Below are 13,105 nucleotides of genomic sequence, written 5' to 3' on the forward strand. Positions count from 1 at the left end.
AGACGTTCAGCCGCGCAGGACGATGGCCGGCACTGGCACCTGGAGCTGGTTGCGCGAACGCTGCGGATTCATGGTCAGCAGGCCGATCAGGCCGGCACTGATCAGGATCGCGCCACAGACCATGAAGCCGTGGGCATAACCGTCACCGTTGATGCCTTGGGCATTCTGCAGCAAAAACCCGGTGACTATCGGTGCCGCCAGACCTGCCAGGGAACCGCAGGCATTGCCGATGGCGAGCATGCTGCCGCGCTGGCCGCTGGGCACCACTTCGGCCAGCATCGCCGGGCCAATGGAATACATGACCAGGGCCAAGCCACCGCTGAAGGTCAGGCAGCCCATGCGTTCGGCGACCGACAGCCCCGGCAACATCAGCGAGGCGGCGAGTATGCCGCTGAGGATCAGGCACACAGAGACGAACACGCCCCGGGCCAGCCGTGACGGCAAACCGCGACGCAACAGGCGCTGCGACCACCAGGCCATGATCAGGCTGAGCGGCGTAGTCACCAGCACGAACACCACGAACATCCTCCCGGCGCTCAGCGACGGCATGCCCAGAAATTTCTCCAGATAGGCCGGGACCCAGGTCAGGGTCAGCGCCAAGGACCAATTGGCGGCAAAGTGACCGACGTAGTTGCCGATGACCGTCGGATCACCGAGCAGTCGCCGATAAGGGATGCGCGTCTGCGCCGCGGCGGTTTCGGCATTGGCCGGGGCAATGTCGTCCAGCTGCCCTTCCTTGCCCAGGCGATACCAGGCCATGCACCAGACCAGGCCGATGACTGCCAGCACGCCGAAGTTGCTGCGCCAGCCGTAATGCACGCTCATCCACGGGATCAGCAGGCCGGCCACCAGCAGCCCCATGGCGCTGCCCGAATGCAGCAAGGCCACCGGCAGACTGCGCTTGTTATCCGGGAACCATTTGTAGAGAGCGTGGGTGGCCACTGGCGAGGCCGGGCCTTCGCCGACTCCGAGCAGGACCCGGCAGGCAACGATAGTCCACAGTGAGGTGGCAAACAGCATCGGCAGTTGCACCAGCGCCCAGAACAGGCCCATGCCGAGCAACAGGGTACGGGTGGGTTTGCGGTTGGCCAGAAAGCCACCGAGCACTGCCGAAATGGAGAACAACCAGTGCAAGGCGCCACCGATCAGGCCGAATTCTGCCGGGCTCAGTTGCAGTTCAGCCATCATCGGTACGGCGACCAGGCCGATGACCACCTTGTCGAGAAAGTTCACCAACATCATTACTGCCAACAGCACCGCAATGGTCCATGCGGCTTTCGGGCGGTAGCTGGATTCGATGCCGAGCATTGGATACCTCTGGTTATTTTTATAGGTAGAAGTCGCCCGCCTATAGGCGGGCGCAGGTTCATGGGCTCAGCCCGGCATCAGGATGCCTTTGGCGATGGTATTGCGTTGAATCTCGCTGGTGCCGGTGAGAATACGCATCATGCGAGTGGCACGGAACATCCACTCCACCGGATTGCCGCGAATCAGACCGGCGCCTCCATGCACTTGCACGGCGCGATCGACGATGCGAAATGCCGCCTCCGAGGCATACAGCTTGCACATCGGCGCCTGGGTGCGGATGTCGCCGCCGGCATCGTTAAGCGCCGCCGTGGCGTACATCATGCTGCGCGCTGCCAGCAACTCGGTGGCCATGTCGGCAATCATGTGATTGACCGCCTGGAACATGGCGATCGGCTTGCCGAACTGGGTTCGGGTGCGGGCATGGTCAATCGACAGGTTCAGTGCCAGGCCGGCCATGCCCAGCATGGTCGGGCAATGCAGCAGGCGGTTGAGGGTGATTCGTCCCATGGCCAGCTTGAAACCTGCCCCCTCCTCGCCGATACGGTTTTGCACCGGTACCCGCACGTCCTTGAGCTCGATATTGCCGTGGCTGCCGCCGCCGGACATCACCTGGTAATCAGCGTCGATCTGCACACCTGGCCCCTTGAGGTCGATGAAGAAGGCCGAGATGCCGCCCGCGCCCTGTCCAGGTCCCGTCACCGCCAACAGCACCGCGAAGTCGGCGTAGGGGGCGCCGGAGATGTAGCGCTTGGCACCATTAAGCACGTAGTGATCGCCGTCACGCCGAGCGCTGGTCTTGATCGCGCTGGCATCGGAGCCGGCTTCGGCTTCGGTCAGGGCGAAACACACGGCCTTCTCGGCCCGGCACACCGGTTGCAAGAACTTTTCGACCTGCACTTCGCTGGCCACTTTGAACAGATGGCCAATCCGCGACGGGCCGCTGAGCTCGCCCAATACATGAGGCGCAAGCATAGAGCCGGTTAGAATCGCCGCCTCCTTGACCGCGCACAGGTCGACCACACTCAGGCCGGCACCGCCGAGGTTTTCCGGCAGCATGACGTTGTAGAAACCCAGTTCGCAGGAACGTTTCCAGACATCGGCGAGAATCGCCCGTGGGTGCGCTTCGCCCCATTGCAGATTCTCTTTCTTCTCCAGCGGGATGATTTCATCGCGGATGAAGGTTTGCATGTCGCTGATGATGCGTTGGGCTTTTTCGCTTGGTTCGATCATTTCGGTTCTGCTCCTGCGGCGTCAGATCTTGCGCTGAGTGTTTTTCCAGTAACCATCGCGAACCACCCGGCGCACGACTTTACCGTTGGGGTTCTTCGGCAGTTCATCGATGAAGTCGACGCTTCGCGGCTTTTTGAAGCCGGCCAGGTTCTGGGCGCAGAAGTCGATGACTTGCGCCTCAGTCAGGTGCGCACCTGGCTTGAGCACCACCACGGCTTTCACCGCCTCACCCCACTGTTCGTCCGGTACACCGACAACGGCGGCCTCGAATACTTCCGGCAGGCGATAGAGCACTTGTTCGACTTCGGTGGGATAAATATTGAAGCCGCCGGAAATGATCATTTCCTTCTTGCGGTCGACGATGAACACGTAGCCCAGCTCATCGATCGTGGCCAGGTCACCGGTGAGGTAGTAACCATCCTTCATGACCTCCGCGGTGAGTTCCGGCGCCTGCCAATACCCCTGCATGATGTCGTCGCCCTTGACCACGATCTCGCCGATCTCGCCAGGCTGGATGTCCTCGAACGCTTCGTTGACCACCCGCAGGTCAGTCTCGAAATAGCAGCGCCCACAAGAGGACAACAGGCGTGCGTCTCCATCTTTGACCAGGTGATCCTGCTCGGTCAGCACGGTCACCAGCGAGCAGGTTTCACCTGCGCCATAACCCTGGGCCAGGATTGGCCCGAACACCTCGATGGCGCGCTCCACCAGAGCCGGGGCCATGGGGGCGGCGCCGTACATCACCAGGCGCAGGCTGCTCAGGTCGAAGCGTTCGACGCCCTCGACATTGACCAGGCGATTGACCATTGCCGGCACCAGGAACAAGCGCGTAACCCGCTCCTGCTCGATGGTGCGCAGCAGCAGTTCGTCGTCGTAGCGCTCGATCAGCAGGTTACAGGCGCCCACCGCCAGCAGCGGCATGATCTGCATTCCGCTGGCATGGGTGATCGGCCCGACATGGGCCATGACATCGTCAGGGCCGGCGCCGCGCACGGGGCTGGCCAGGCTCTTGCGCACCAGCGCCTTGCGATTGCCATAGGTCAGCATTGCCGCTTTCAGTACCCCGGAGCTGCCAGAGGTGTAGTGCAGCACCGCCAGTGCCTTATCGTCCGGGTCACTGTTGAACGCGCGCTCATCGCCCATGTCGAGCACTTCACGATAGGGAATATCACCGCCCTCATCGGCTAGCACGATGATCCATTTCAGGTGCGGCAGTGCCGCGCGGTTGGCCGCCAGGGCCTTGGCCGCTGCACTGCCGGTAATGACCGCGACGCTGCGTGAATCGTCAAGCACGCGCACGATTTCTTCTGGCGACAAGCGTGCGTTGATCGGCACCTTGACCATGGCGGCCTTGTAGAACGCCACCTCCGCCTCGACCAGTTCGACGCGATTCATCGCCAGGATCGCCACATGGGCGCCAGGCTCCAGCCCAAGTTTCAACAAGCCGGAAGCCAGGCGGTTGCTGCGTGCTTCAAGTTGCGCGTAGGTCAGCCGCTGGCGGCTGTCGACGACTGCTTCGTTATGCGGCCAGTAACGCGCACTTCGGCTCAGTATTTTTCCAAGGTTCACTTTTTATTCTCCGAAGTAGAACGGGGTGCGCCGATCTTACAAGTGGAGAAAAAAAGCCCGCCAATACAACTCTTGAGCGGTCCCCCATAACAAAATGGGATGGCGGGTGCCTACAACCACTCCTGGATATTGCGCTCGCAGGCTTCGTCCTTGAACAGTTCGATCAGCCGGTTGCACACCGGTGACAGGTAACCACCGGGCCGGGTGATCAGGCCGATGCGCCGACGCAGGTCGAGGCCACCCAGGTCCAGATTCAAGGGCGCAAGGCCGGCAGCCTGGGTCATCCGTCCGCAGCGCGAAAGGGTCAGGGTCGGCGTGCCGACGATCAGCTCGAACAGGGCTTCGCTGCTGAAATCGGCTTCGATGCGCAAGGTCGGCGGCGCTAGGCCTTGCTTGATGAAAGCGTTGTCCAAGGCCTGGCGAATGCTGATGTGGCCTTCCGGCAACAGCCATTGCTGATCGTGCAGGTCACTGAGTTGCACTCGCTTGCTGGTCACCAGCGGGTGCTGGGCATCGGCTACCACCGCCAGGCAATCCTCATACAGCACCTGGGTGTCGAAGCCCTCGGTGGCCGCCGAAATCGGCATCACCGCCACGTCGATCTCGCCATTACGCAGCAGTTCCAGCAACTCGCTGGCCAGGCGCCTGCGCATGCGCAAGCGTGCCGCCGGGCGTTCGCGCAACAGCCGACGGCAACTGGCAACCACCAACGCGTCGGGTAGCGACGGCGAGTACCCCAGGCGAACTCCACCCTGTTCGCCGCTGCGGATGCTGCGCATCTCGGCCAATGCATCGTCGAAATCGCGGGTCAAACGCCGGGCGCGGGCCAGGAACAACTCTCCAGCCTGGGTCAGGCGCATGCCGGTGGAGGTGCGTTCGAACAACATGACCCCCAACTGGGTCTCGACACGACGCACTGCCTTGGTCAACGAAGGTTGAGTAATACCCAGCTGTTCCGCTGCCTTGCCCACCGTCCCGCATTGCTGGACCGCGATGATGTATTCCAGGTCACGCACGTCCATGACATTCCTCTTGGCTATGGATCTATAACCGTTGATGCATTGCGCATAGATATATCGCGCTCTCAGACTGAGTTCAATGTCAGCTCGCTATTGAGCTGCGATGCAGGGGATAGGCGCTCCCCTCAAGTTGTACTGCCAGGAGATAACAACAATGAGCTGCACAACCCCTGAACCTTCATCTACTTGCAAACGCCTGTGGCCTGCGCTGCTGCTGGCCCTTGTCAGTGGCCAGAGCCTGGCAGCCGCCGAGACCAGCGCCGGGGCAGCACCGGTAAGCCCTCGCCAGGCGGCGGATACCACTGCCGCTTCCAACAGCATGGCCAGCGCCCTGCTTCCAGCCGTGCTGTAGCGCGGCGCCCGAAGCCGACCCACCGGGTCGGCCGCCCCTACCCCTGTCGATTCAACAGCACCTGGCCGATGCTGGGCCCGGTGCTGCCGGTCTTCCTATAACAATAATCAAGAGGCAGCCGCCATGAGCTCCCAACGAACCCGCCAGAAGAAACTACTCCACCGCCATCCATTGGCAACTTTTCTGCTGACGCCCTTGGCCTGTGCCCTGTGTAGCTATGCCAGCGCCGCCGAATTCAACCTTGGCGAAGTCAGCGGTCGCTTCAACGGCAGCCTGAGTATCGGCGGCTTGTGGAGCGCAGAGAAACCCGGCGCCGACAACATCTTTCAGGGCAACGCCAATGTCATTGGCTACGGTAAACCCGGCGACTTCAATGCCAGCGGCGGACGCACCGGCGATGACGGACGCCTGAACTTCCGCAAGCGCAACCTGGTGTCATCACCCGTCACTCTGCTTGGCGAGATGGAACTCAACTGGCGCAACTTCGGCGCCTTCATTCGCGGCAAAGCCTGGTACGACTACACCTTGAGCAACCGCGAAGTGGACTTTGGCCATTCGTCCAACGGCTACAAGGCCGACAGCAAACTGGACGACAGTCACTTCGATGAATTGGCCAAGTTCCAAGGGCTGGCCCTGCTCGACGCCTACGTGTTCGGTGACTTCACCATCGCCGACCATCCGCTCAATGCGCGGGTCGGTAACCAGGTGATCAACTGGGGCGAGGGGCTGTACTTCCAGAACGGCATCAATGCCATCAACCCTATCGACGTCGCCGCTTTGCGCCGCCCGGGTTCCCAGGTCAAGGAGGCACTGCTACCGGTGCCGATGCTCTACGGCAACCTGGGCCTGACGGACAATCTCAATCTGGAAGCTTTCTACCAGTTGCAGTGGCGCCGCACCGTGCTGGAAGGTTGCGGCACCTACTTCTCGACCAACGACTTCATGCCCGAAGGCTGCTTCGGTGTGCCACGGGGTGGCGCCAACGACCCCGCCAGTTTTGCCAACGACCTGATCATCCAGCGTGCCGGCGACAACGAACCCTCCAACGCCGGTCAGTTCGGCCTGGCGTTGCGCTACTTCGCCGACAGCATCGACACCGAGTTCGGTGCCTACGCCATGAACATTCACTCGCGCACGCCCTACTCCAGCCTGATCACCGATCTGCGCCCTGGGCCCGGGGCCGGCTGGTTGCCCGGACAGCAGGCCACCAATGGCCGTTACTTTGCGGACTTTCCGGAAGACATCCGCATCTACGGCCTGAGCTTCTCGACCAACCTGTGGGGCACTTCGGTGTTTGGCGAATACAGCTTTCGGCCCAACCAGCCCGTGCAACTGGCTACCGGTGACTTGATACCGGCCTTCGCCGGCAATCCCGCTCAACTCAGCCAGTTGATCGGCCAGAACATCACCCTTGGGCAGGATGCCCTCAATGCCACGCCGGGCTCGGCCTACAACGGTTACGACCGGCGCAAGATCTCGCAGTTGTCGCTCGGCGCGATCCAATCCATCCCACAGGTGCTGGGGGCCGACAGCCTCAACCTGATCGGCGAAGTGGGCATGAAGTACATGCACGACCTGCCCGGCCTCGACGAGCGCCGTTACGCCAAGGCCGACACCTACGGTTCGGACCTGGCCAATGGCAACGCAAGAGGCTGTGCACTGGGCGTGCCCGAAGCCAAGTACCACAAGCTCGGCTGTTCCAGCGATGGCTACACCAGCAAGTTTTCCTGGGGTTACCGCCTGCGCGCACAGCTTAACTACCCGGGCCTGCTGGCCGGGATCAACGTCTCGCCCTATGTCGCCTTCGGCCAGGACATCAAAGGCTGGTCATACGACGGCGTGTTTTCCGAGGATCGCCTGCAGGGCTCGGTCGGCGCCAAATTCGATTACCTGCAGAAATACTCTGCAGAGCTTTCCTGGTCGGGCAGCGGCAACACCCCCTTCGCCGCCACCGACAAGGATTTTGTCTCCCTCAGCCTGCGCATGGGTTTCTGAAACGTGAGGTCTACCATGAATACCACTCTGCTTCGCGCTGCCGCCCTGGGCAGCTTCCTGAGCCTTATCAGTGTTGGCGCCTTGGCCAAAACGGACAGCGCCGAGGTCGCACGCCTGGGCCAGGACCTGACCCCCACCGGCGCCGAAAAAGCCGGCAACGCCGACGGTAGCATTCCAGCCTGGACCGGTGGCCTGACTCAGGCCCCGGCTGGTTCCACCCCCGGCCAGGGCTATGTGGACCCGTTTGCCGGCGAGAAAGCCCTATACACGATCAATGCCAGCAACTTCAAACAATATGCGGCGCACCTCAGCCATGGCTACCAGGCCATGCTGGCGAAGTACCCGGACTTCTCGATGCCCGTGTACCAAAGCCACCGCACCGCGGCCCTGCCGCAGAGCGAGTACGCGCTGATCCGCAAGGAGGCGGCCGGGGTCAGCCTCGCCGCTGACAACAACGGGCTGGCCGGTTATGAAAAAAGCAGCGTGCCCTTCCCCGCTCCCAAGACCGGCGTGGAAGTACTGTTCAATCATTTCGTGCGCTATCGCACCGGTGGCTACCAGTACTACCCAACCGAAATGGTGGTGCAAAGCAACGGCAACTTCACCCCGATCCGCCGCGAGGTCAAAGCCGTCATGGCGTCGGCAATGGGTAACCCGGAGCCCAACCGGCTCTACTACTACCTGGGCAAGGTGACTTCGCCGGAAAGCGTGGCCGGCGGCCAGACCCTGATCCACGAACCCATCGACCAGACCCGCGAAGCGCGCCTGGCCTGGACCTACAACCCGGGGCAACGTCGTGTCCTGCGCGCGCCGGAAGCGGCCTATGACTCGCCGCTGGGCACCTCGGACGGCCTGCGCACCTACGACACCATCGATATGTACAACGGTGCGACCGACAAGTACGACTGGAAGCTGGTAGGCAAGAAGGAAATGCTCGTGCCCTACAACACCTACAAGCTGGCCAGCCGCAGCCTCAAGTACAAGGACATCATCCAGCCCAACCATCTCGACCAGGATTTGCTGCGCTACGAAATGCACCGGGTCTGGGTAGTCGAGGCGACCTTGAAGCCGAGCGAACGGCACATCTATGCCAAACGGGTGTTCTACGTCGACGAGGACAGCTGGAGCATCCTCGCTGCCGATCTCTATGACGGTCGTGGCGAACTGTGGCGGGTTCAGGAAGCTCACAGCCTGCAACGCTACGACGTGCTTTCGGCGATCCATATCAGCGAAGTGATCTACGACCTGCAGGCGCGCCGATATGTGGTCTATGGACTGGAAAATGAAGAGCGCAGCGCCACTTTCGGTCTCACCGCCAAGCTGACTGACTTCAGCCCGTCGGCACTGCGCCGCTCGGGTCGCTGAACCCACCACTGCGCCCAGAGGATGGCCTTGTGGCCATCCTCTCCTCGTTTTTGAGATCTGTGCGATGAAAATGTCTACCTTTGCCCGCTGTGGCCTGGCCTTGAGCCTGAGTATCTGCCTGCAGTCGACCGTCGCCTGGGCGACGCCACTGGCCGACCGCCTCGAACGTCCCTCACGCCTGACTGCCAAGGCGCAGCAGGCACCCTTGCTGGATGCGCAGGCGCTGGCGGATCGCCTGGTCATGGTCGGCGCCGATGGTCATATCCTTGTGCGCACGGCAGATGGTCGGATCGACCAAGCCAGGGTTCCGGTTGACCTGCTGCTGACCGCTGTGCATTTCGTCGACGACCAAAACGGTTGGGCAGTGGGTCATGACGGTGTGGTGCTGCACAGCGACGATGGCGGCGCCTCCTGGACCCGGCAACTGGATGGCAGAGCCATCAATGCGCTGATGCTCGAATGGGCGCAGCGTGAAGTCGAGCGTCTGCAGGCCGCGCCCTCGACTGACGAGCAAGCACTGGATATCGCCCGCTTCACCCTCGATGACATCAGCGCCGGCGCCGAAGCCGGACCCTCTCGCCCCTTGCTGGATGTGTGGTTTCGCAACGCCCGCGAAGGTTGGGTAGTCGGCGCCTACGGGACCGTGCTGCACACCGCCGATGGCGGCAGCACCTGGGCTTATGTTGCCAGCCTCGACAATCCCGATCGCCTGCACCTGAACACCATAGTAGGCCTGGCCAATGGCGATTTGCTGATCGCCGGAGAAGGCGGACGCGTGTATCGCCAATCCGCTGGCCAGTGGCAACCGGCGCAAGTACTGACCCCAGCCTCGCTGTACAAACTGATTCAATTGCGCGAAGGCCAGGTTCTGGCCATGGGTTTCGGTGGCGCGCTGTTCAGCAGCCAGGACGACGGTCAGCACTGGCGGGCCGCCACGCTGCCGAGCGCAACCAACTTGTATGGCGCCGAACAACTGGCTGACAACAGCGTGCTGCTCACCGGCCAGGCGGGCCTGCTGCACAGCAAGGATCTGGTGCATTTCCGCGTTCTGCAATCCCGCAACAAGGCCCCATGGCTGAGCGCGGCGACGTTATCCGACGGGACCCTGGCGCTGGTCGGCACCCGCGGCTTGCGCCTGCTCGGGCGAGAAGAGTTCAAGGAGTACCTGCAATGACCGCCCAAGCCAATCACCGCCTACAACTGGACATCCCCGAGTCACGCTTGATGAACGCACTGGAGCGGGTCCTGTTCCACAACCGCGTCGTCGTGCTGCTACTGTTCCTGCTGGTCTCGCTGTTGCTGGGCTACAAGGCTCTGTCGCTCAAAGCGGACGCCAGTTTCACGCGAATGATTCCAACCAGTCACCCGTACATTCAGAACTACCTGCGCTTCGAGGATGTACTGCGCCCGCAAAGCAATGTACTGCGCATCATCGTTGAAAACCCCGAGGGTGAAATCCTCACCCCGGCGTTTCTGGAAACCCTGCGCGAGGTCACCGACAGGGTCTTTTATATTCCCGGGGTTGACCGCGGCAAGCTCAAGTCATTGTGGACCCCCAATGCCGTGTGGTCCGAGGTTACCACCGAGGGCGTGCGCAGCGGCCGGGTCATTCCCGACGACTACGATGGCAGCCCAAAGGCCCTGGCCCAGGTGCGGCAGAACATCCTGCGCGCCAACATGCCTGGCAACCTGGTGGCCAATGACCTGCGCTCGACCATCATTCGCGTGCCGCTCCTGGATGCCGATCCACAAACCGGCCAGGCCCTGGACTATGGCGCTTTCAGCCAGGCCCTGGACCAGCAGGTTCGCGAGCAATTCTCGGCCAAGGGCGTGACCATTCGGGTCATCGGCTTTGCCCAGATCATCGGTGATTTGCTGGCGGCAGCGGCGAATATTGCGCTGTTCTTCGCGCTCACCGTGCTGCTGATCAGTGCCCTGCTCTATGCCTATTGCCGGTGCTGGCGCAGCACCGCAATCACCGTCTTCACCTGCCTGCTCACCGTGGTGTGTCAACTGGGTATCCTCAGCCTGCTGGGCTACGGCCTGGACCCCTACTCGATCCTGGTGCCCTTCCTGATTTTCGCCATCGGCATCAGCCATGCGGTGCAGAACATCAACCTGATGGTCAGTGAAACGGCCCAGGGCCACGGACCGGTAGAAGCCTCGCGGCGCACTTTCCGCGCGTTGTTCATCCCCGGCACCACGGCGCTGCTGGCCGACGCTGTGGGTTTCATCACCCTGCTGGTGATCGATATCGGCGTGATCAGACAACTGGCGATCACCGCGAGCATCGGCGTGTTTGTCGCCATCTTCACCAAGATGTTCCTGCTGCCATTGCTCATGTCCTATGTCGGCGTCAGCCCCCGCGCCACGGCACGCCAGCACGCTCGGGCGCAGGCCTCCTGGCCGCTGTTCCGGCGCCTTGCCGCGGTCGTCGAACCGCGTCTCGCTGTACCACTGGTACTGGCCTGCCTGGTGCTGCTGACCATGGGTTACCAGGCGCGCCAGGACCTGAAGATCGGAGACCTCGACGGCGGAGCGCCGGAGTTTCGGCCCCAGGCCCGCTACAACCAGGACAACGCCTACCTGCTCGCCCACTACACCACCAGCACGGATGTCTATGTGCTGATGTTCAAGACGGCGGCCGAGCAATGTTCACGCTTTGCTGCCGCCGACCTTGCTAATCAGCTCGAACAACTGCTGCGTGAAGTCGAAGGTGTGGAGTCGGTGCAATCGCTGTACGACACCATGCGCTTCAATATCGTCGCCCGTAACGAAGGCAACCCGAAATGGGCAGAGCTGTCTCGCGATCCGTATGTGATGAACAACGCCCGCTCCGGCGTACCTGCCGAACAGGTCGACAGCGACTGCAGCATGGTGCCCATCAGTCTCTACCTGCGAGACCACAAGGCCCAGACGCTCAGCCGAGTCGGCGACGCTGTCGAACAGTTCAGTCAAGACTATGCCGGCGGCCAGTTCGAGGTGCTTCAGGCAGCCGGTAATGCCGGCATCGAGGCCGCGACCAACAGCGTCATCAAGCACTCCGAAAAGTTGATGCTGGTACTGGTGTTCGTGATCATCTCGCTGGTGGTGCTGTGGGAGTTCAAATCGCTGAAGGTCACCTTCGCCCTGATGGCGCCACTGTATCTCTCGACCGTGCTGTGCGAAGCGGTGATGGCGAAGATGGGCCTGGGGGTGAAGATCGCCACCCTGCCCGTGATTGCCCTGGGGGTCGGCATCGGCGTCGACTACGGCATTTACCTTTTCAGCCGCATGGAAAGCTTTCTGCGACAAGGTATGGAACTGCGTCAGGCCTACTTCGAAACCCTGAAGACCACAGGGACATCAGTGGCCTTTACTGGCATCACCCTGGCATTGGGGGTGAGTACCTGGGCGTTCTCGTCGTTGAAGTTCCAGGCGGACATGGGGCTGTTATTGGTACTGCTGTTTGTATGGAACATGGTGGGGGCGCTAGTGCTCATGCCGGCACTTGTATCGTTGCTGAGGGTCAGGCATCCCACCCCCGCTACCCGACCCTTTACGCCGTCTAATAATCAGGAAAATCGCCCAAATAACACACTGGCGAGCTAGGTTCCGCGTGCCGATCCAACTCGTCTTCCAGCCATTGAGCCAGGATAATGGCATTATTTGCCTGCAGATCCCTGGCCGCAAAAATCAGCGTAAGCGTGCCTCTTTCGGCGAGCAGCAACAATTGCCACCAGCTCTGTGGATTGGCCGCCAGCTCCCGGCGATAGGCAACGGTGAACTGCGCAAAGCTGATTTTTTTGCTGTTGAAGGCTTTGCGGGATCCCGTGGAGGGGGCGACATCGGGGAGCCATGCCGCCAATTGAAGACTGTCCTTTGGACAATTGCGCGGCCACAGGCGGTCAACCAGCACACGGCATCCATCTCCTTGAGTGGCGTCTGTATAGGCACCCTTGCACTGAATCATGGGGGTATGTTCCTTGCTGCCAGGTCGCTCAGTGATGCCTGGATTCAGAGAAGGCTAGTATCTTTTGGTTGGGTACGATCTCCATGCCGTCGCCTGTACCGGATGTGGAGCGAGCCTGCTCGCGAAAAACCTGAGAGCACCGCGGGGTGTCAGGTTTCCCGCGTTATCGTTGGCCTCCATCGCGAGCAAGCTTGCTCCTACAGGGTTCTGGGCAGATCGCGATGATGCGTTTGCCGCGATTACTGTAGGAGCGAGCTCGCTCGCGAAAAACCTGAGCACGCCACGGGGTGTCAGTTCAGGGTTTTGGGCAAGATC

At 61.6% G+C, this 13,105-nt stretch carries 10 protein-coding genes; 5 read left to right on the forward strand and 5 right to left on the reverse strand.

Annotation, left to right across the window (positions count from 1 at the left end):
- Positions 1-6: 6 nt before the first annotated feature.
- The 4 genes from ACA058_RS19135 to ACA058_RS19150 form a co-directional block, all read right to left on the reverse strand.
- Positions 7-1,308 (reverse strand): MFS transporter, encoded by a 1,302-nt coding sequence (locus ACA058_RS19135; RefSeq protein WP_497635427.1) that lies wholly within the window; start codon positions 1,306-1,308, stop codon positions 7-9.
- A 66-nt stretch (positions 1,309-1,374) separates the two neighbouring features.
- Positions 1,375-2,538, reverse strand: a complete 1,164-nt coding sequence (locus tag ACA058_RS19140) for an acyl-CoA dehydrogenase family protein (RefSeq protein ID WP_497635428.1) — start codon at positions 2,536-2,538, stop codon at positions 1,375-1,377.
- Between the two features lie 21 nt (positions 2,539-2,559).
- Positions 2,560-4,107, reverse strand: coding sequence for an AMP-binding protein (locus tag ACA058_RS19145; RefSeq protein ID WP_497635429.1), 1,548 nt, complete (start codon positions 4,105-4,107; stop codon positions 2,560-2,562).
- 110 nt (positions 4,108-4,217) lie between these two features.
- The gene (locus ACA058_RS19150) at positions 4,218-5,129 is read right to left on the reverse strand and encodes a LysR family transcriptional regulator (RefSeq protein WP_497635430.1); all 912 of its coding nucleotides are present in this window, start codon (positions 5,127-5,129) and stop codon (positions 4,218-4,220) included.
- Positions 5,130-5,280: 151 nt separating this feature from the next.
- On the opposite strand from ACA058_RS19150, the gene ACA058_RS19155 reads away from it, so the two are divergent.
- The 5 genes from ACA058_RS19155 (at position 5,281) to ACA058_RS19175 (ending at position 12,429) form a co-directional block, all read left to right on the forward strand.
- Positions 5,281-5,478 carry a hypothetical protein gene (locus ACA058_RS19155; protein ID WP_497635431.1) on the forward strand — a complete coding sequence of 66 codons (198 nt, stop codon included), beginning with the start codon at positions 5,281-5,283 and terminating at the stop codon, positions 5,476-5,478.
- A gap of 123 nt (positions 5,479-5,601) precedes the next feature.
- A complete protein-coding gene (locus ACA058_RS19160) occupies positions 5,602-7,473 on the forward strand; it encodes a DUF1302 domain-containing protein (protein WP_497635432.1) in 1,872 nt (623 codons plus the stop codon).
- 15 nt (positions 7,474-7,488) lie between these two features.
- Positions 7,489-8,838 (forward strand): DUF1329 domain-containing protein, encoded by a 1,350-nt coding sequence (locus tag ACA058_RS19165; protein WP_497635433.1) that lies wholly within the window; start codon positions 7,489-7,491, stop codon positions 8,836-8,838.
- A 64-nt stretch (positions 8,839-8,902) separates the two neighbouring features.
- The gene (locus ACA058_RS19170; protein ID WP_497635434.1) at positions 8,903-10,012 is read left to right on the forward strand and encodes a YCF48-related protein; all 1,110 of its coding nucleotides are present in this window, start codon (positions 8,903-8,905) and stop codon (positions 10,010-10,012) included.
- Positions 10,009-12,429, forward strand: coding sequence for an efflux RND transporter permease subunit (locus ACA058_RS19175; protein WP_497635435.1), 2,421 nt, complete (start codon positions 10,009-10,011; stop codon positions 12,427-12,429). Before ACA058_RS19170 ends, ACA058_RS19175 begins: the two co-directional genes overlap by 4 nt.
- Here the strand turns inward: ACA058_RS19175 and ACA058_RS19180 are convergent.
- The gene (locus ACA058_RS19180) at positions 12,386-12,790 is read right to left on the reverse strand and encodes a DUF488 domain-containing protein (protein ID WP_497635436.1); all 405 of its coding nucleotides are present in this window, start codon (positions 12,788-12,790) and stop codon (positions 12,386-12,388) included. The two genes, ACA058_RS19175 and ACA058_RS19180, sit on opposite strands and share 44 nt — an antisense overlap.
- Positions 12,791-13,105 lie beyond the last annotated feature (315 nt).

It is taken from the genome of Pseudomonas sp. LBUM1649, assembly GCF_059716155.1.

Coding starts and splice junctions, on each gene's coding strand:
- ACA058_RS19135 (WP_497635427.1), bottom strand. CDS start 1,308: ATGCTCGGCATCGAATCCAGCTACCGCCCGAAAGCCGCATGGACCATT.
- ACA058_RS19140 (WP_497635428.1), bottom strand. CDS start 2,538: ATGATCGAACCAAGCGAAAAAGCCCAACGCATCATCAGCGACATGCAA.
- ACA058_RS19150 (WP_497635430.1), bottom strand. CDS start 5,129: ATGGACGTGCGTGACCTGGAATACATCATCGCGGTCCAGCAATGCGGG.
- ACA058_RS19155 (WP_497635431.1), top strand. CDS start 5,281: ATGAGCTGCACAACCCCTGAACCTTCATCTACTTGCAAACGCCTGTGG.
- ACA058_RS19160 (WP_497635432.1), top strand. CDS start 5,602: ATGAGCTCCCAACGAACCCGCCAGAAGAAACTACTCCACCGCCATCCA.
- ACA058_RS19165 (WP_497635433.1), top strand. CDS start 7,489: ATGAATACCACTCTGCTTCGCGCTGCCGCCCTGGGCAGCTTCCTGAGC.
- ACA058_RS19170 (WP_497635434.1), top strand. CDS start 8,903: ATGAAAATGTCTACCTTTGCCCGCTGTGGCCTGGCCTTGAGCCTGAGT.
- ACA058_RS19175 (WP_497635435.1), top strand. CDS start 10,009: ATGACCGCCCAAGCCAATCACCGCCTACAACTGGACATCCCCGAGTCA.
- ACA058_RS19180 (WP_497635436.1), bottom strand. CDS start 12,790: ATGATTCAGTGCAAGGGTGCCTATACAGACGCCACTCAAGGAGATGGA.